Below are 17,342 nucleotides of genomic sequence, written 5' to 3' on the forward strand. Positions count from 1 at the left end.
GTGGGTTGCGCAAGCGTCGGTTGAAGGCGCTGCGGGAGGCTGTCGTTTTTAGTGCGGTTCGAGTGCTATGCGCTCAGCGACAGGTGCTCAAGGCAGGGCAATCGCGTGGCGCCACCACATGCGATTGTCCTGCTTACGCCACCGGCAGCGTTCGCCCCGCAATCAGATCCGCAGCCTTCTCCGCAATCATGACCACGGCGGCGTTGGTGTTCGACGACACGATGCTTGGCATGACCGAGCTGTCGCAGACACGCAGGCCTTGCAGACCGCGCACGCGCAACTCGGGATCGACGACGCTGTCGGCATCGCCGCCCATCCGGCAGGTGCCGACTGGGTGATAGGCGCTGCGGCCATGTTCTCGGGCGAAGGCTTCGAGTGCTGAGCGCCCCTGCATCGCCTTGCCGGGCAGATGCTCGCGGCTGATGTATCTGGCGAAGGCTGGCTGCGACAGGATTTCGCGGCTGATCTCGATGCCGTCGATGGCGCGTTCGAGATCATAGCGCTCGGCGAACGGGTTGGGGTCGATGATGGGCGCATCGCGCAGGTCCGCGGACTTGAGCGTGACGCTGCCGCGCGAACGCGGGCGCACATGGTAGGAGTTCAGCGTGCAGCCATTGCCGCCGGGAACCGAGCCGATGCCTTCCTCAACGCCGGCGCCGGGCAGGAAATGGAACTGGATGTCCGGCGTCTTCTCCGCGCGGTCGCCCCACCAGAAGCCGCCGGCCTCGACGATGTTGGAGGCCACCGGCCCCTTGCCGAACAGCGCATATTCAAGACCGGCGACCGCTTGCCAGCGCTTCTTCTTGTAACGGTCGATGCCGTGCGGTCCGTTGAGCTCGGCGACGACATCGACGTCCATGTGATCGTGCAGATTCTGGCCGACGTTTTTGGAATCGTGGACCACCTTGATGCCGTGCTCGCCGAGATGCACGGCCGGGCCGATGCCGGACAGCATCAGCAATTTCGGCGAGCCGATGGCGCCGGCGGCGACGATGACTTCGCGCTCGGCGCGGAGCAGTTCGGTGCGGCCATTGACGATGATCTCGACACCGATGGCGCGGCCGTTCTCGACCACGATGCGGCTGACGGAGGCGTCGGTGCGTAGCGTCAGATTCTTGCGGCCGAGCGCCGGCTTCAGATAGGCGACCGCCGTGCTCGAGCGTTTCCCCCGGCGCGTCGTCGTCTGGTAGAAGCCGGCGCCCGCCTGCTTACCGGCGTTGAAGTCGGCGCGGAAAGGAAGGCCCGCCTGCTGCGCCGCCTTGACGAAGATGCGGGTCAGCGGATGCGGCGCGCCGCTGGAGACGCCGAGCGGGCCGTCAGTGCCGTGCTGCGCATCGGCAAAAGTGTCGTTGCCCTCGGAGCGGACGAAGTAGGGCAGCACGTCGGCATAGCTCCAGCCGGCACAGCCATTCTCAGTCGCCCAGCCGTCATAATCCTCAGGGCAACCGCGGGTGAACACCTGGGCGTTGATCGAGGAGCCGCCGCCCAGCACGCGGGCCTGCGGATAGACCATGGTGCGGCCGTCGATCTCCTTGCCGGGCGCGGTGTGATAACCCCAGATCAGCGGCCCCGACGTCATCTTGAAGAAGCCGACCGGCAAATGGATGTAGCGGTCGGTGTCGGGCGGACCGGCCTCGAGCAGCACGACGGACACGTCCGGGTCCTCGCTCAGCCGGGCGGCCAGAATGCAGCCAGCCGAACCGCCGCCGACAATGATGTAATCCGTCATTTCCACTCCCGGGTTCTCTTTGTTGGAGCATGATCTCCGGACAAAACGGTTTCCCGATTTGTCCGAGAAAACCGGTTCCCACTTCTAGGGATCATGCTCCGGCGGGCGATGAAAATCACCGCCCCTTCCTCTTGCGCGCGACGATCTCAAGTCGCTTGTGCCACGTCAAGAGAAAGGGTATGGTTATCGTGTTGAAGGGTTGTCGTACAAGTGGAGGAGCTTGACGATCCTCACCACGAGGTCCCGGCCGCGCTCCCTGCGCAAGATGCCGGGCGGAACAGAATTCAATCGGGAGGTTTCGAGGTATGAACGACACGAAGAATTTTGCGGTCAACCGGCGCACGCTGATGATGGGCGCCACCGCCGGCGTGGCGGCACTCGCGATGCCGAGCGTGCTGCGCGCGCAGGAAAAGCCGACGCTGGTGACGTCGATCCGCTCGCTGTCCAACCCCTATCACGCGGTGTGGAAGACCGGCGCGGAAGCGTATGCCAAATGGGCCGGGCTGGAACACGTCACGCTGGTTTCGGAAGGCAACAGCGAGAAGGGCATTGCCGACATCAAGGCGATGCTGGCCAAGACCGGCGGCAACATGGTGCTGAATTCCGATCCCAACGACACGCCCGATGCGCGCCCGATCGTCGAGGCCTGCGCCAAGGCCGGCGCCTATGTGGTGACCCAGTGGAACAAGCCTGGGGATCTGCACCCGAAGGATTTCAACCCGAACTATGTCTCGCATATCGAGTTCGACGGCATCGACAGCGGCAAGACCATCGCCGAGATCCTGTTCAAGACCATTGGCGGCAAGGGCGGCATCGTCGCACTCGGCGGCCTGATCTCGACCACGGCGGCGATCGAACGCAAGAAGGGCCTCGATGCGGCGCTCGCCGCCAACCCGGACATCAAGCTGCTCGACTTCCAGGTCGCCAACTGGAAGTCGACCGAAGCCTTCGACCTGATGGGCAATCTGCTCACCCGCTTCGGCGACGACATCAAGGGCATCTGGGCGGCCAATGACGATATGGGCTCGGGCGCTCTGGAAGCGCTGCGTGCCGAAAATCTCGCCGGCAAGGTGCCGATCGTTGGCGTCGACGGCATCAAGACGGCGGTCGATGCGGTGCGCACCGGCGAGTTCGCCTGCACCGTCACTTCGGATCCGTTCTGGCAGGGCGGCATGGGTCTGGCCATCGGCTACAACGCCAAGATCGGCAAGTTCGACCCAACCAAGGAGCCCACGGAGCACCGTGAGTTCTACGGCAAGGCGGTGCTGATCTCGCACGACAATGTCGAGGAATATTACAAGACCAATGTCGATGCGAAGCCCGAGATCGACTGGAACGATCTGTGGGGCCGGGTCACCGGAGCAATCCGCACCTGATCCATCGGAGTGGGCTGCAACTCCCTGGCGGCCCGCTTCCTCCCGCAGCCGTCGCGATCCCCTTGTCGCGACGGCTGTCACCAGCAGACGGGAAGCGGTTTCTTGACAATCCATACAGAACCCCTGAAGTCCGTTTCGGACATCGAGCGGACGACGCCCATGACACCGTTCCCCGGCCGCATCGCGACATTCCTGGGCGGCAGGCGCTGGCGCAGCCTGGCGCCGCTGGCGGTGCTGATTGTACTCTGCGTACTCATCGCCATTGCCAACCCCAATTTCATCGAGCTGCGCAATCTGGTGCGGCTTGCGAATTCCGCCGCCGTGCCGCTGACGCTGGCGATGGGGCTGACCTTCATCATCCTGATGGGCAGCATCGACCTCGCAGTCGAAGGCACGCTTTCGGTGGCGGCGATGGTGCTTGTGCTGCTCGCCGCCAATGACGGCAACGGCAACGACTATGGCTGGTGGGCGGTGCTCGCTGCCATCGCCGCCGGCACCGCCATGGGCTTCGTCAGCGGTCTCGTCCAGACCATGCTGCGCATCCCGTCCTTCATGGGCACGCTCGGCATGTGGTTCATCGGCCTGGGCCTGTCGGTCTATATGCTGGGCGGCACGGCCATCAAGCTGAACGACGCCTCGATCCGCGACCTGGCCTTGCACCGTTTCCTCGGCCTGCCGGTGGCGGTCTGGGTCGCGTTCGGCGCCTTCCTGCTCGCCACTGTCATCCAGTACCACACCAAGCTCGGCCGCCACATATTGGCGATCGGCGGTGATGAGGATGTCGCCAAGCTCTCCGGCGTCAATGTCGTGCGCGTGCGCATCACCGCCTTTGCGCTGGCCGGGTTCTTCTTCGGCATTGCCGGCGTGCTGGCCGCAGCACAGCTCGGCCAGTCGCATGCCGTCATCGGCGACGGCAGGCTGTTTGCAGCGGTCACCGCAGTGGTCGTCGGCGGCACCGCTTTGACCGGCGGCGAGGGCGGCGTCGTCAACACGCTGATCGGTGTGCTGATCGTCACCGTGCTTGCCAATGGCATGATCCTGCTCGGCATCTCGCCCTACATCCAGCAGACGGTGCAGGGTCTGATGATCATCGCCGCGGTGGCGCTGTCGCTCGACCGTGTCCGCCTGAAAATCGTCAAGTGAACGCCATGCTGCAGGCGTCCAACATCATCAAGAATTTCCCCGGCGTCCAGGCGCTGCGCGACGTCTCCATCGAGGTGCGGCCCAATGAAGTTGTCGGGCTGATCGGCGAGAACGGCGCCGGCAAGTCGACGCTGATGCGGGTGCTGGCCGGCGGTTACCGGCCGGATGGCGGCTCGCTCACGCTGGATGGCGAACAGCTGCGCATGCGCAACGCCCGTGATGCGGCCAGGCATGGCATCGGCATGGTGTTCCAGGAGCAGTCGCTGGTGCTGAACCTGACGGTTGCCGAAAACATCTATCTCGGCGAAGAGGACCGCTTCACCCGTTTCGGCCTGGTCAATTGGCGCGCCATGAACGCGGCGGCGCGGCGGCAACTGGCCAAGATCGGCATCGACATCGACGTCACCGCGCGCACCTCCGAACTCACCTTCGCCGCACGCCAGATGGTCGAGCTCGCCAAGGCGCTGACCTTGGAGGAAGTGGTCGAGCGGCAGTTGCTCATCCTGCTCGACGAGCCGACCTCGGTGCTCAACGCCGCTGATATCGAGGTGCTGTTCGCGCGGGTGCGCTCGCTTAAATCCCGCGCCAGTTTTGTGTTCGTCTCGCACCGGCTCGACGAGGTGCTCAATATTTCCGATCGCGTCTACACGATGAAGGACGGCGCGGTCGTCGCCGAGCACCGCGCAGCCGAAGTCACCGCGCCGGAGCTGCACGAGATCATGGTCGGGCGCGGCCTGCAGGCCGAATATTACCGCGAGGCCCGCCAGCTGGCGCCGCGCGATATCGTGATGGTCGAGGCCAAGGGGCTTGGCGCCAACGGTTTCTATCACGGCGTCGATCTCTCGATCAGAGCGGGCGAGATCGTCGGCATTGCCGGCGTCGTCGGCTCCGGCCGCGAGGAGGTGACGCGCACCGTTGGCGGCTTCGTCCAGCATGATGCGGGCGAGATGAAAATCGCCGGCGATGCCGTGCGCTTCTCCTCGCCGGAACCGGCGGTGCGCAAGGGCATCGGCTATGTCCCGCGCGAGCGCCGGCTCGAAGGGCTGGTGATGTTCCTGTCGATCGCGGAGAACATTTCGCTGGCCGATCTCTCCAGCGTCATGCGCCATGGCGCCATCGACTATGGCAAGGAGCGCCGGCTTGCCGCCGACTGGATCAAGCGGCTGCGCATCAAGGCGCCCGGCCCCGATGCCGCCTGCCGCAAGCTCAGCGGCGGCAGCCAGCAGAAGGTGGTGCTGGCGCGCTGGATGACGGCGGGCTCGCGCATCCTGGTGCTCGACCATCCCACACGCGGGCTCGATGTCGGCGCCAAGGAAGAGGTCTACGAGCTGGTGCGCGATCTCTCCGCGCAAGGCGTGGCGATTCTTTTGATTTCCGACACGCTGGAGGAAACGATCGGCCTGTCGCACCAGGTGCTGGTGATGCGCGATGGTGCAATCACCGCGCGCTTCGATGCCAGTCCGGGCAACAAGCCGAACCAGGTCGATCTTCTCAGGGCAATGGTGTGAGCCGATGAATGAAGCGTTCTCCATCAGGCGGGTTTTCGAAGGCAAGTGGACGCAAGGCGCCATTCCGCTGGTGCTGCTTGTCGCGCTGCTTTTGATCATCGAGATCGGGTCGCCCGGCTTCCTCACCGGTGAGACCGTGGCGCTTTTGTTTGCCAACACCGCCGTGCTGTTCATCCTGGCGACCGGCGTCACCTTCGCCATCCTGCTTGGCGGCATCGATTTGTCGATCCAGGCGGTGGCATCGCTGGCCAGCGTCATCCTGGCGCAATTGCTGCCTTCGCTCGGCCTTGCCGCCTTTCCGGTGGCGATCCTGTCGGGGCTTGCCTTCGGCATCCTGAGCGGCGTCGTTCACGTCAAGCTACGCGTGCCGTCCTTCGTGGCGACGCTCGCCACCGGCGGCGTGGTCACCGGCCTGGCGCTATGGGTCTCCAATGGCCGCGCCATCACCATCGAGGAGGCTGGTCGCGAAAACACCGCCTGGATCAACGCCACTGTCGCCGGCATTCCCGTGGTGGTGCTGATTTCGGCGGTCATCGGCATCGCCGCCTTTCTGGCGCTGCGCTACACACGCTTCGGCCGGCAAGCGATCGCGGTCGGCGCCGGCGAACCGGCGGCGTGGGCCGCGGGCATCAATGTCGACCGCACCAAGATCATCGCCTTTGCCGCGTCGGGTATGCTCGCGGCCATCGCCGGCATCGTGCTGGCAGCCAGGCTGTCGAGCGGTTCGCCGGTGCTGGCCAACCAGCTGCTGCTGCCGGCCATCGCCGCCGTCATCGTCGGCGGCACGGCGATCACCGGCGGGCTCGGCGGCGTTGCCCGCACGGCGGTCGGCGCGCTGATCATCTCGATCGTGCGCATCGGCATGACCTTCGTCGGCGTCAATATCTTCCTGGAAAACATGGTGTTCGGCGCGGTGCTGATCGCTGCCGTCGCCATTACCATCGACCGCAGCAAGATCGCGGTCATCAAGTGATCCCGCCTCCCAGGCAAGCGCGGACAGGACGGGACCGCATCGGCGCGAGGCCGATGCGGTCCGGCCCGATCGGATTACATCGTGTCGAGGCCGATCAGCTCGATCTTGTAGCCATCGGGGTCTTCGACGAAAGCGATGTGGGTGGTGCCGTGCTGCATCGGGCCGGGCTTGCGCGGGATCTTGGCGCCGCGCTTTTCCAGTTCGGCGCAGACCGCGTAGATGTCATTGACGCCGAGCGCCAGGTGGCCGAAGCCGGTGCCGATCTCATAGGGTTCCTCGCGGCCCCAGTTCAGCGTCAGCTCGACGACGGCTTCCTTGTCCTCGGGGCCGTAGCCGACAAAGGCGTTGGTGAACTTGCCGCCGGGATAGTCGTCGCGGCGCAGCAAGGTCATGCCGAGCACTTCGGTGTAGAAGGCGATCGACTTGTCGAGGTCGAGCACCCTGATCATGGTGTGCATATAGCGAAAGCCCGGGGCGTCGCTCATTGGGGGAAGTCCTCCGAATTCTGTGATTTGCGGGTCTGATCATCCACATCGCACGCTTGGCGGCAAGCCTCGCTTGATGTTCTCAATCAGGGTTGTATGATAACACGACACCGCCGGTATTTGTCCAGCCGTTTTGCCGAGGGGCCCAGAGCCAATCCATGAATGCCGTGCCGCCACCCTCCGCATCGCAGATCGCAGCCCTGGCCGGCTTGCTGCCGAATGGCGGGCTGCTGACCGAGGAAGTGGATCTGGCGCGCTACAGCCGAGATTGGTCGGGCGATCATTTCGGCCGGCCGCTGGCGGTGGCGCGGCCCTCTTCGGTGGAGGAAATGTCGGCGCTGATGCGGTTCTGCCATGCCGAGCGCATTCCGGTCGTGCCGCAAGGCGGCCTGACCGGGCTCGTCGGCGCCGCAGTGGCGGCGGATGGCGGCGAGATCGTCATCTCGCTGGAGCGCATGAACCGTATCCGTTCGATCAGCCCGATCGACTTTGCCATGGTGGTCGAGGCCGGCTGCATTCTCGAGGACGCCAAGCGCGCCGCCGAAGCGAGCGACTGCCTGCTGCCGATCACCTTCGGCGCGCAGGGCAGCTGCCGTATCGGCGGCAATGTCGCCACCAATGCCGGCGGCTTCAACGTGCTGCGCTACGGGATGACGCGGGACCTGGTGCTTGGCCTCGAAGTGGTGCTGGCCGACGGCCGCATCTGGAACGGGCTGAAAGTGCTGCGCAAGGACAATCGCGGCTATGATCTGAAGCAGATCTTCATCGGCTCGGAGGGCACGCTGGGCATCGTCACCGCGGCGGCGCTGAAGCTGTTTCCCAAGCCGACGCAGATCGAAACAGCACTTGTCGGCTTGCGCTCGGTCGAGGATGCGATGGCACTCTATGCCCGCGCCCGGCGCGATTGCAGCGATTTGCTCACCGCCTTCGAACTGATCCTGCGCGGCGGCATCGAGATCACCATGCGCGAAGGCCAGGATTTTCCCGATCCGCTCAGCCAGCCCTATCCCGTCTATGTGCTGATCGAGGTGTCGTCGGGCGGGCTGATCGACCTCTCCAATATGCTGCTGGGGTTTCTCGGCAGCGTCGAGGACATCGTCGAGGACGGCGTCATCGCTTCGACCAGGGCTCAAGGTGAGCGGTTGTGGCTCTACCGCGAGATCATGGTCGAGCGGCAGGGCAGGGGCGGGCGCTACCTGCGCACCGATGTGTCGGTGCCGATCTCCAGGCTTGCCGATTTCGTCACCGATGCGCTGGCCGCCTTGCAGAAAGCCCGGCCCGACGCGCTGGCCGTCACCTACGGCCATGTCGGCGACGGCAACATCCACCTCAACGTCGTGCCGCCGGAAGGCATGGGCACCGAGGCGATGGAACATCTGTTCGAGCAGGCGGAAGCCGAGATCTTCACCGTCGTCGATCGCTATGGCGGCTCTATCAGCGCCGAGCACGGCATCGGCCGGGTCAAGCAGAAGGCGTTCCTCGAACGCATCGATCCGGTGACGCTCGACCTCGCCGCCGGCATCAAGGACGCATTCGACCCGCGCCACATTCTCAGCAACGGCCGCATTCTGGCGTCCGCACCCGCCGTCGACTATAGGTGAGCGATGACGCTGAAACTCGACAAGGTCAATCGCGGCCCACACCTCTCCACTCTGGTGGCCAGTTCCATCTCGCGCGAGATCGCGCAAGGCCGGCTGAAGCCGGGTGACCAGCTGCCGACCGAGGCGGCGCTGGCAACCACTTTCGGGGTCAGCCGCAACGTGGTGCGCGAGGCGATCGCGCGGCTGCGCTCGGAAGGCCGAATCTGGTCGCAGCAGGGGCGCGGCGCCTTCGTGGTCGAGAGCAACAACCCGACGGTGCTGACCATCGACCATGAGACGCTGCAGCGCGCCGACTCGTTTCGCAATCTGTTCGAACTGCGTGGCATCCTCGAAGTGCAGGCGGCGGCCCTTGCCGCAAAACGGCGCAGCGACGCCGATCTCAAAGCCATGGGCGATGCGCTGTCCGGCATGCGCGCCGCCCCCTATGGCAGCGTCGCCTGGCTGCGCAGCGACCTCGAATTCCACCGCACCGTCGCCGAGGCGACGCGCAATTCCTACATGGGCCAATTCCTGGTCTTCGTGTCCGAGCGGGTGCGCGAAAGCATTCTCGCCGCCGGCAACCAGCAAAAGTCGGACGACATGGCCCGCATCACGCTCGGCGAACATGAGCGCATCCTGAGAGCGATCCGTGCCGGCGACGCCGAAGGAGCGCAAGCGGCGATGCGCGACCATCTGGCGGGCGCGGCGCTGCGGGTGGGGTTGCATGAGGGGGAAGCTGCGGAGATAGCGCCGGGGCCCGAGGCGGCGTCTCCGGTACGGCATTCGCGGTTGCGGAAGGCTGTGCGCGGGCAGGCTTAGGGATAGCCTTGCCTTATCCGCGAGCTGGGCCAATCGCCTATGGCGGCGCTGACCCCCACTCCGTCTCGGCTTCGCCGAGCCACCTTGCCGGGGCGAGCCACGGGTCTCGCCCGTCCTTCGGACCCCCCATTTCATGGGGGATGAGGAAATGCCAATCTCCGACATCGCAGCCCTTCAAAGCTTGGGTTTCCTCTCCCCCACGAATGTGGGGGTAGAGGTGGCTCGGCGAAGCCGAGACGGAGTGGGGGAGCGCCATATCAGATTTCACACGGTCGTCGGCTCAACCAGCTCAGGGGCGGAGATAGGCCGCCACCCCACCGCGCTATTTCAGCGGCAGAAACAGCTCAAGCACCACCTCACGCACCGGTCCGTTCGACGAAAAGTGCCGTTGGCAATAGATCGGAAAGTCGCGCGCCTCCTCGCCGCTGGCCGGAAGCCATTCGCGGTACAGGTAAAGCGCTGCCGGCTCGAGATTGTTGGTGTTGCCGGGATAGCGCAGCACCGCGCAGCGTCCGGCGGGGATCACGCCGGCCTTCATCTGCGCGTCCTCGATCCGCCCGCCTTCTACCGGCAGGTCGGTTCCGGCACAGATATCCATGCTGTAATCGGCCGGGTTCGCCGGCTCCCTTTCGGAACGGAAGATGTTGAAGGTCGGGCTTGTCTCGGGCGAGAGGCCGGCCGCCTTGCGCCAGGCGATGAAGCGCTGGATGGTGTCCTGGAGCGTCGCCCGGTCGCCGCGATGCTCCATGATCGCCACAGGCGTCGGCGGCACATCGCGGATCATCACGTCGTCGGGTTCGAAGATTATCTGCATGAGCGTGGTCCTTGCTTTGTCGAGCGGCCCGAAGGCCATGAGCCACGACCCCCAGTCGGGAGATTTCCGAAACGACGAAGGCGATTGTCCGAACCGTTGCCTGAAGGCGCGGGCGAAGGCATCCGGCGCGTCGTAACCGGCATCCATCGCTATGTCGGTGACGCTTTGGGCGTCGCTCTCGGCAAGCCGGTACGAAGCGCGCTTCAGGCGGGCGAGCTGGACATAGCGATGCACGGACAAGCCGAAGGTTGACGTGAACTGCCGGTGGAAATGGTATTTCGAGAACGCCGCGACGCCGCTCAACGCTTCCAGGCCCAGATCGCCGTCCAGATGCTGGTCGATGTGGTCCAGCACCCGCTGCATCCGGGCATGGTAGTTTTCAAGTGGCGTCATCAAACGTCTCGTCCTGCGTGGCGACACCAGATAGGCGGTTCCGGACATGTCGCGCTCGACCGATCTTGCGGTTTGATAGGATGGGTTGGTGCTCGCCAGCCTACAGGCGCGCCTGATCTGCTCGAGAGTGAAGCGGCAGCGCCTGTGCCGGAGGTCGCACCTCCGGTGCGGCATTCAAGGCAAGGAAGGCTATCCGCAAGCAAACCGAGGGATAGGAGTTATGCCATTGGTGTCGGCCTGTCGCCGCGAAATAATAGGCCAGGTCGGCACCGAAAATTCAGATTACTCCAGAGATGGCGGGCTTTGGTGTTTCTTCGCTTCTATCCTCTGGATTGCTAAAGCCCGAATTAGAGGAACGAGGGCGGGTTCTGGCTGATCTGGCAGAGGCGATCCTGCGTGGCGAAAAAACGCTCGATCCTTGAACCATCCCACCGCCATATGCAGATCTATAAATTTCTTGGATCGCTCGCGAATATCTAAAACAGTAAGAACTTTATCAGTTCTGGTTGCGAATTTGGTCCAGTTAAAAAACGGCGTTATGCCGATACAGGTGTCACCGGTATCATCGAACTTCGCCGAGAAATGCGCCAGCTCGTGTCGTTTTCTGTAAGACTTAGAGAGTTTCGCAGAGAGCTGCGCCCACATGGTAGCTTCAATCTCATCGATGTCCTCTAAGGACATCAGCCGGTCGCAGATTGCCAGTCGTGTATCGAAACTGATGATCGCGTCAAAAACGGCATATGCTTTTTGTTGGGTTCTCATATCAGCCGCCGCCATGAACAGATTGGCTATCTGTAGTTCTACCAACGACCAATTTGAAAGTGCGACGCCTATGCTGCGCAAGGGGTCAGGATTTGAGGTCATGAGAGACACCAGTCAAAAAGAGGATAGAACCAAATTCAACGAGGGGCGGGCATCGACGAGCATCTACGTTTTAATGCGTTTCTTTCGCGCAGCCTTGGTCTTATGGAAGCGCGGGCGGTCAGCAGACGGAAGCGCAGGAATAAGATTTTTGGCCATGAGAAAACGGAACAGTTCTATTCCCGCTTCGTAAATGAAGCCCGCGTCTTCCCTGAGCTTGGGTAGCGGCATTGGGATCATGTCAGCGCGAACGCTACCTCTTGCGCTCGTTTTGACGACAAAGACTTCACGCGTGCGCTCATCGGTGCACCAAAGGTTATGCGCGATATTGTTTCGCTTTTCGGCCGCCTTACCTACCAGTTCGATCAGCTCGTCGAGCTTGTCTAAGTCATCTAGATCGTCGAGCTTGATTTCTGCGACGGATTTTAAAACGTTCTCCCGGAGAGGCGCTGTCATATGGCTTGTAACAGCCCAGCCAAGCTCAGCGTCAACGCCAAGGCATCCGGCTATCGCCATTTGCAAATGGTCTTCGGTCTGCGCGTAGGCCGCACAGGCGAGGCCGATTGTTTGTAGGTGACGAAGCGGGATACTTCTCGGATCAAAATTTAAATTGCGAAATTTATCTTCCATGCCTGATACCCCCAAAAACAAAGACCAGGAAAAGCGCGACGAGGTGTTGCGCCGCTTGCCGAAGATGCCGCAGAAGCCAAAACCCTTGACCGCTGCGAAGAAAAGGAAGCTTGCCAAAAAGGCTTCTGGCTAAAGGACAACAACAATAGCCACAATGGCGCAAACCGCAGCGATTATTGCTGCAACAGCTGCCGCCCATGCGGCGTTTTTTGCGCTTCGGGCAATGCGTATCTGTTCCAAATTGGAGAGCGACGCACGATTGCGGTCCAAATCTTGAAGCCAGTCTTCTGCAAGGGCTCGCTTCTGTCCAACTTCGCCATATCGCTTGGTGACGACGCGTGTCCGCACTTCACTCTCGCCAAGTTTATCCAGCTCGGCCCAAAACGATTCCTTAGTGAAAGTTTCTTGCGCCATTAGTAGTCCTCCCAGCCGAGAGCCTACTTCTTTTTTCGCTTGTTTAGGAGTCGCTTCACCTTCTGCTTGGGCGAGACTGGCTTCACCAATCCGCCGATATGTAAGGCGCTTGTCGTGAGCCATGCGAAGCAGTCTTCGGCGCGCTCCGAACGGAGCCGCCGCGCTCGACCAGCGTACGCTACAGTTGACTTACGCTCGAATACGCGTTTGCCGCGCCTTATCGATCCGCCCCCTCACCCAGCTGACGGCTCCACCAGCGACACCCCATTCAACCCCGCAACGATATCCGACAGCGCCGGCACGAATTTCTCGCCATGGCCTGTTGTGACGGCCGTAGCGAACCCGTTGCGCACGGCGGCGCCGATCGGGTTGGCGATGCCGGCTGCTTGCGCGAAGGAGGCGAGGTAGGTCATGTCCTTCAGCGCATTGGCGATGGCGAAGCGCTGGGCGTTTTCGTTGCGGTTGAGGACGAAATCGAAGAAGGCCTGGTAGAAGCCGCAATCCATGCGGCTGCCGGAGATGACACTGTTGAAGACCTGCGGCGTCAGGCCGGCCTTGGCGCCGAGGCTCAGCGCTTCCGAATAGATCGCGGAATAGCCCATCGAAACGAAATTGTTGAGCAGCTTCATGGTGTGGCCGCTGCCGGTCGGGCCGGTGTGGACGACACGCGCGGCGAAGGCTTCGAGCACCGGCCGCGCTCGGGCGACGATCTCGGCCGCACCGCCGACCATGACGTCGAGTTTGCCCTCGGTGGCTTCCTTGGGCGTGCGCGCCAGCGGCGCGTCCATCAGCGTCATCCCCTGCTCCGCGACGTCGGCGGCAAGCGCTGTCGTCGATGACGGATTGGAGGTCGAGCAGTCGATGATCAGCAGCGGCGTCTTGGCCGCAGCAAGCCCGTCTGCGCCCTTGACCAGCGCTTCGACCTCGCGCGAACCGGTGACGCACAGGATGACGATGTCGCTCGCGGTGGCGAGCGCGCGCGGGCTTGGCGCTTCGGTGGCGCCGGCGGCGATCAGCCGGTCGGCGGCCGTGCGGCTGCGGTGGACATGCACCGTCAGCGGCCAGCCCTTGCGCAGCAGATTGTCGGCCATGCCGGCGCCCATACTGCCCAGGCCGATGAAGCCGATGCGTTCTTTCATGCAATCCTCGGGTTTTTTCATGTAATTCTCCTTGGACCCACACCGGCGGGCTCACCTTTCGTCACCTTGCGGCGAGCACCTGTCGATGCAATCCTTTGAACAAGAATCGAACCGGAGTCGCGCTGATGGCGGAGCCCATGACTTTCGACGCCATACCGCAGGCGCCCAACCTGCGGACGGGTCTGGTCAACACGCTGATTGCGCAGATCGAATCCGGTGACCTTGCGCCGGGGCAGCGGCTGCCGACCGAGCAGGAGATTGTTGCTGCCACAGGCGTCAGCCGCACCGTGGTGCGCGAGGCGCTGGCGGCGCTGCGTGCGCGCGGGCTGATCACCACGCGCCAGGGGCTCGGCGCCTTCGTCGCCAAGGATCCGCCGCCGAAGACGTTTTCCGTGCTGCCCGACGATCTCGAATCGATCGACGAGGTGCTGCGCGTGCTCGAACTGCGCATGGGCATCGAGGTGGAAGCGACCGGCCTTGCGGCCCAACGGCGCAGCGAGGCGGCGCTTCAACAGATGAGCGCGCGGCTCGACGCGCTGGACGCGGCGGTGCGCGCCGGCGGCTCCGGCTCGGAAGAGGATTTCGGCTTCCACCGCGCCATTCTGGCGGCGACGCAGAACCCGAATTTCACCCGGTTGTTCGACACGTTCGGCAGCGCCATGGTACCGCGCCATTGGACGCGGCTCGATCGCATGACCGAGGATGAGCGGGAAAAATATCTCGACCGCATGCAGCGCGAGCATCGCGCCATTCTCGGGGCCATCGAAGCCAGGGACGTCAACGCCGCGCGCCGCGCCATGCGCAGCCATCTGACCAAAAGCTATGCCCGCTTCGAGGATCTGCGCGACAAGGCTGTTCACGATTAGGGAGCCAACCACGGTTGACCGACTGCTCATCCGGCGACCCCGCCGAGATAAAGTTGGCGCATCAGCGACATGTTCCTCCCGGCTCCAAATTGTTGCAATCTTGCCGGGTTGTCATACAACCCTGTAGTCTGGTAAATCCCAGGAAGAGGGATGTCAATCGCGTTGCCATGCGGTATGAGGCTCCCGAAATCAGAACCGTCATCAAAGCCGCAAGTCAGGAAGCAAAATGGAGTCACGGAAATTTGGCCGTACCGGCAGATCAGTCAGCGAGATCGGCTTCGGCGCCTGGGCGATCGGCGCCGCCTGGGGCGAGGTCAATGACGACGATGCGGTCGCCGCCCTGCATGCCGCGCTCGATGCCGGCGTCAGCTTCCTCGACACCGCCGACGTCTATGGCGACGGCCGTTCGGAAAAGCTGATCGCACGGGTGATGAAGGAACGCGGTGGCGCGCGCCCGTTCATCGCCACCAAGGCCGGACGGCGGCTGCCGAAGCAGACGGTCGAGGGCTACAGCGTCGAGAACCTCACCGGCTGGATCGACCGCACCCTGAAATACCTCGAGACCGACACGCTCGACCTGGTGCAGCTGCATTGCCCGCCGACCGATCTCTACTATCATCCGGAGGTGTTCGAGCGTCTCGACAAGCTCACCGAGCAGGGCAAGATCCGCAATTACGGCGTCAGCGTCGAGCGTGTCGAAGAGGCGCTGAAGGCGATGCAATATCCCGGCGTCGTCAGCGTGCAGATCATCTTCAACGCCTTCCGCCAGCGCCCGGCCGAGCTGTTCTTCGACCAGGCGAAAAAGAACGATGTCGCCGTCATCGCCCGCGTGCCGCTGGCCAGCGGCCTGTTGTCCGGCAAGTTCAGGGCGGACACCAAGTTCGAGACCACCGACCATCGCCTGTTCAACAGGAAAGGCGAAGCCTTCGATGTCGGCGAGACGTTTTCGGGCGTGCCCTATGAGGTCGGCCTAGCGGCGGTCGAGAAGGTGCGGCCGCTGGTGTCAGGCGACACCACGATGGCGAAATTCGCTCTGCGCTGGATCCTGATGTTCGACGCTGTGACGGTTGTCATTCCCGGCGCCCGCAATCCGGCGCAGGCGGTTTCCAATGCGGAAGCGGCGGAGCTTGCGCCGTTGTCCTCCGAGTCGATGGCCAAGGTGAAGGCGGTCTACGACGAGAACATCAAGCCCTACGTGCATCAGCGCTGGTAACCCGGCGCCTGCCGGCCTCGATCGGCTGACTGACCAGAGGTCAGCCGGGCCAAATTGCGTTCGTCCGTCACAAGCCGTGCAGCGGATTCTATGATCCATCGGTCATTTAATCGGCCGCGCCGCTTGTTATTGTGCAGTGCAGCAACGATATTGCTGCGTGTGCGTTGTGTGCACGAGTCTGCCCATTCCGGCGCGCAAGGATACCGATTTGCGAGACATATCCGATACGATCGCCCGGCTGAGCGCGATGCGCGGCCGGCGAGCCGGTGCAGGACAGAGCAAGGACGATCACCTGTCCGAGATGACAGGGTTCAGGTCCAATCCCGGCGCCTTGCGCGCGCGGTTTTATCTCCCTGAAAACCTGCCGAAGCAGGCAGCGCTGGTCGTGGTGCTGCATGGCTGTACCCAGAATGCAGCCGCTTACGATCATGGTTCCGGCTGGACCGAACTTGCTGCCGAGCAGGGTTTTGCCGTGCTTCTCCCCGAGCAGCAGCGCGCCAACAACGCCAATCTTTGCTTCAACTGGTTCGTGCCGGGCGATGTAAGCCGCGACAGCGGCGAGGCACTGTCCATCCGCCAGATGATCGAGGCGGCGGTGGTCACCCACGGTCTCGACCGCAAGCGGATATTCGTCACCGGTCTTTCCGCCGGCGGCGCCATGGCGGCGGTGATGCTGGCGACCTACCCGGACGTGTTTGCCGGTGGCGCGATCATTGCCGGGCTTGCCTATGGCAGCGCCTCGACCATCCCCGAAGCCTTCGACCGCATGCGTGGCCATGGCGGCCCGTCCAGAACCGACCTGCAGCGTCTGTTGCGGGAGGCTTCGCCGCACAAGGGGCCGTGGCCGAGGATTTCGATCTGGCAGGGCTCGGCCGACACGACCGTGGTGCCTTCCAATGCCGACGCGGTGCTGGCGCAATGGCAGGGCGTGCACGGCCTCGCTCAAGCGCCGACACGCACGGAAAAGGTCGACGGTCAGAGCCGAAAAGTCTGGTCCGATGGCAAAGGCCGCGACGTGGTCGAGGCATACAGCATTGCCGGCATGGGCCATGGCACGCCATTGCAGGCGAGCGGCGACAATGCTCTCGGCAAAGCAGGGCCGTTCATGTTGGATGTCGGGATTTCCTCGACGCGCCACATCGCCCGTTTCTGGGGGCTGACGAAGCCAGAGGTACGACGCACGGCGAAAGCCAAGGCCGCTTCAGGCACTGCATTGCAGCCTTTCTCGCCGAAGGAAAAACCGCGAGCTGTCCGTGTCGATCCGGCCCCGGAGCCTGTCAATCCGCCAGGCGGTCCGGCGGGCGGGATTACCAAGGTCATCGAGGACGCGCTGCGGGCAGCGGGATTGATGCGCTGAGGCGGAGGCTCGCCCCGCACGAAGGACAAGGGCAAGCACCAG

16 protein-coding genes are annotated in these 17,342 nt (G+C 63.4%); 9 read left to right on the forward strand and 7 right to left on the reverse strand.

What is annotated here, in order from left to right; genetic code table 11:
* Positions 1–133: 133 nt before the first annotated feature.
* Positions 134–1,729 carry a GMC family oxidoreductase N-terminal domain-containing protein gene (locus tag X750_RS155885; protein ID WP_023747074.1) on the reverse strand — a complete coding sequence of 532 codons (1,596 nt, stop codon included), beginning with the start codon at positions 1,727–1,729 and terminating at the stop codon, positions 134–136.
* 305 nt (positions 1,730–2,034) lie between these two features.
* Here X750_RS155885 and X750_RS155880 point away from each other — a divergent pair, with 305 nt between their 5' ends.
* From X750_RS155880 to X750_RS155865, 4 genes are all read left to right on the forward strand, one after another.
* The gene (locus tag X750_RS155880; RefSeq protein ID WP_023747075.1) at positions 2,035–3,105 is read left to right on the forward strand and encodes a sugar ABC transporter substrate-binding protein; all 1,071 of its coding nucleotides are present in this window, start codon (positions 2,035–2,037) and stop codon (positions 3,103–3,105) included.
* A 159-nt stretch (positions 3,106–3,264) separates the two neighbouring features.
* Positions 3,265–4,248 carry an ABC transporter permease gene (locus tag X750_RS155875; RefSeq protein WP_023686507.1) on the forward strand — a complete coding sequence of 328 codons (984 nt, stop codon included), beginning with the start codon at positions 3,265–3,267 and terminating at the stop codon, positions 4,246–4,248.
* A gap of 5 nt (positions 4,249–4,253) precedes the next feature.
* Positions 4,254–5,756 carry a sugar ABC transporter ATP-binding protein gene (locus tag X750_RS155870; protein WP_023747076.1) on the forward strand — a complete coding sequence of 501 codons (1,503 nt, stop codon included), beginning with the start codon at positions 4,254–4,256 and terminating at the stop codon, positions 5,754–5,756.
* Positions 5,757–5,760: 4 nt separating this feature from the next.
* Positions 5,761–6,729 (forward strand): ABC transporter permease, encoded by a 969-nt coding sequence (locus tag X750_RS155865; protein WP_023747077.1) that lies wholly within the window; start codon positions 5,761–5,763, stop codon positions 6,727–6,729.
* A 74-nt stretch (positions 6,730–6,803) separates the two neighbouring features.
* Here X750_RS155865 and gloA read toward each other — a convergent pair whose 3' ends face one another.
* Entirely contained in the window at positions 6,804–7,214 is a 411-nt protein-coding gene (gloA, locus tag X750_RS155860) for a lactoylglutathione lyase (protein WP_019856614.1), read from the reverse strand.
* A 158-nt stretch (positions 7,215–7,372) separates the two neighbouring features.
* On the opposite strand from gloA, the gene X750_RS155855 reads away from it, so the two are divergent.
* On the forward strand, positions 7,373–8,815 hold the full coding sequence (locus X750_RS155855; protein ID WP_023733552.1) for an FAD-binding oxidoreductase: 1,443 nt from the start codon (positions 7,373–7,375) through the stop codon (positions 8,813–8,815).
* Between the two features lie 3 nt (positions 8,816–8,818).
* A complete protein-coding gene (locus X750_RS155850) occupies positions 8,819–9,613 on the forward strand; it encodes a FadR/GntR family transcriptional regulator (protein ID WP_023671079.1) in 795 nt (264 codons plus the stop codon).
* Positions 9,614–9,935: 322 nt separating this feature from the next.
* On the opposite strand, the gene X750_RS155845 is transcribed toward X750_RS155850, so the two are convergent.
* From X750_RS155845 to X750_RS155830, 5 genes are all read right to left on the reverse strand, one after another.
* Positions 9,936–10,823 carry an AraC family transcriptional regulator gene (locus X750_RS155845; protein WP_023728488.1) on the reverse strand — a complete coding sequence of 296 codons (888 nt, stop codon included), beginning with the start codon at positions 10,821–10,823 and terminating at the stop codon, positions 9,936–9,938.
* A 279-nt stretch (positions 10,824–11,102) separates the two neighbouring features.
* Complete coding sequence (locus tag X750_RS155840) at positions 11,103–11,684, reverse strand: hypothetical protein (RefSeq protein ID WP_031242731.1); 582 nt, start codon at positions 11,682–11,684, stop codon at positions 11,103–11,105.
* A gap of 63 nt (positions 11,685–11,747) precedes the next feature.
* A complete protein-coding gene (locus X750_RS155835; protein ID WP_156932371.1) occupies positions 11,748–12,428 on the reverse strand; it encodes a hypothetical protein in 681 nt (226 codons plus the stop codon).
* Between the two features lie 12 nt (positions 12,429–12,440).
* Positions 12,441–12,848, reverse strand: coding sequence for a hypothetical protein (locus X750_RS1000000165680; protein WP_156932372.1), 408 nt, complete (start codon positions 12,846–12,848; stop codon positions 12,441–12,443).
* 110 nt (positions 12,849–12,958) lie between these two features.
* Positions 12,959–13,864 carry an NAD(P)-dependent oxidoreductase gene (locus tag X750_RS155830; RefSeq protein WP_023747081.1) on the reverse strand — a complete coding sequence of 302 codons (906 nt, stop codon included), beginning with the start codon at positions 13,862–13,864 and terminating at the stop codon, positions 12,959–12,961.
* Positions 13,865–13,989: 125 nt separating this feature from the next.
* Between X750_RS155830 and X750_RS155825 the strand changes: the two genes are divergently transcribed.
* From X750_RS155825 to X750_RS155815, 3 genes are all read left to right on the forward strand, one after another.
* Positions 13,990–14,730, forward strand: coding sequence for a FadR/GntR family transcriptional regulator (locus tag X750_RS155825; protein WP_023737587.1), 741 nt, complete (start codon positions 13,990–13,992; stop codon positions 14,728–14,730).
* 226 nt (positions 14,731–14,956) lie between these two features.
* Complete coding sequence (locus X750_RS155820; RefSeq protein WP_023737588.1) at positions 14,957–15,943, forward strand: aldo/keto reductase; 987 nt, start codon at positions 14,957–14,959, stop codon at positions 15,941–15,943.
* 208 nt (positions 15,944–16,151) lie between these two features.
* Positions 16,152–17,300 carry a PHB depolymerase family esterase gene (locus X750_RS155815; RefSeq protein WP_023737589.1) on the forward strand — a complete coding sequence of 383 codons (1,149 nt, stop codon included), beginning with the start codon at positions 16,152–16,154 and terminating at the stop codon, positions 17,298–17,300.
* Positions 17,301–17,342: the final 42 nt, after the last annotated feature.

Origin of the sequence: Mesorhizobium sp. LNJC391B00 (genome assembly GCF_000502535.1) — a bacterium.
In the GTDB taxonomy this organism is placed as follows: Bacteria; Pseudomonadota; Alphaproteobacteria; order Rhizobiales; family Rhizobiaceae; genus Mesorhizobium.

Bases quoted from the DNA above. Each gene is read 5' to 3' on its own strand.
- X750_RS155885 (WP_023747074.1), bottom strand. From the start codon at position 1,729: ATGACGGATTACATCATTGTCGGCGGCGGTTCGGCTGGCTGCATTCTG.
- X750_RS155880 (WP_023747075.1), top strand. From the start codon at position 2,035: ATGAACGACACGAAGAATTTTGCGGTCAACCGGCGCACGCTGATGATG.
- X750_RS155875 (WP_023686507.1), top strand. From the start codon at position 3,265: ATGACACCGTTCCCCGGCCGCATCGCGACATTCCTGGGCGGCAGGCGC.
- X750_RS155870 (WP_023747076.1), top strand. From the start codon at position 4,254: ATGCTGCAGGCGTCCAACATCATCAAGAATTTCCCCGGCGTCCAGGCG.
- X750_RS155865 (WP_023747077.1), top strand. From the start codon at position 5,761: ATGAATGAAGCGTTCTCCATCAGGCGGGTTTTCGAAGGCAAGTGGACG.
- gloA (WP_019856614.1), bottom strand. From the start codon at position 7,214: ATGAGCGACGCCCCGGGCTTTCGCTATATGCACACCATGATCAGGGTG.
- X750_RS155855 (WP_023733552.1), top strand. From the start codon at position 7,373: ATGAATGCCGTGCCGCCACCCTCCGCATCGCAGATCGCAGCCCTGGCC.
- X750_RS155850 (WP_023671079.1), top strand. From the start codon at position 8,819: ATGACGCTGAAACTCGACAAGGTCAATCGCGGCCCACACCTCTCCACT.
- X750_RS155840 (WP_031242731.1), bottom strand. From the start codon at position 11,684: ATGACCTCAAATCCTGACCCCTTGCGCAGCATAGGCGTCGCACTTTCA.
- X750_RS1000000165680 (WP_156932372.1), bottom strand. From the start codon at position 12,848: ATGGCTCACGACAAGCGCCTTACATATCGGCGGATTGGTGAAGCCAGT.
- X750_RS155830 (WP_023747081.1), bottom strand. From the start codon at position 13,864: ATGAAAGAACGCATCGGCTTCATCGGCCTGGGCAGTATGGGCGCCGGC.
- X750_RS155825 (WP_023737587.1), top strand. From the start codon at position 13,990: ATGGCGGAGCCCATGACTTTCGACGCCATACCGCAGGCGCCCAACCTG.
- X750_RS155820 (WP_023737588.1), top strand. From the start codon at position 14,957: ATGGAGTCACGGAAATTTGGCCGTACCGGCAGATCAGTCAGCGAGATC.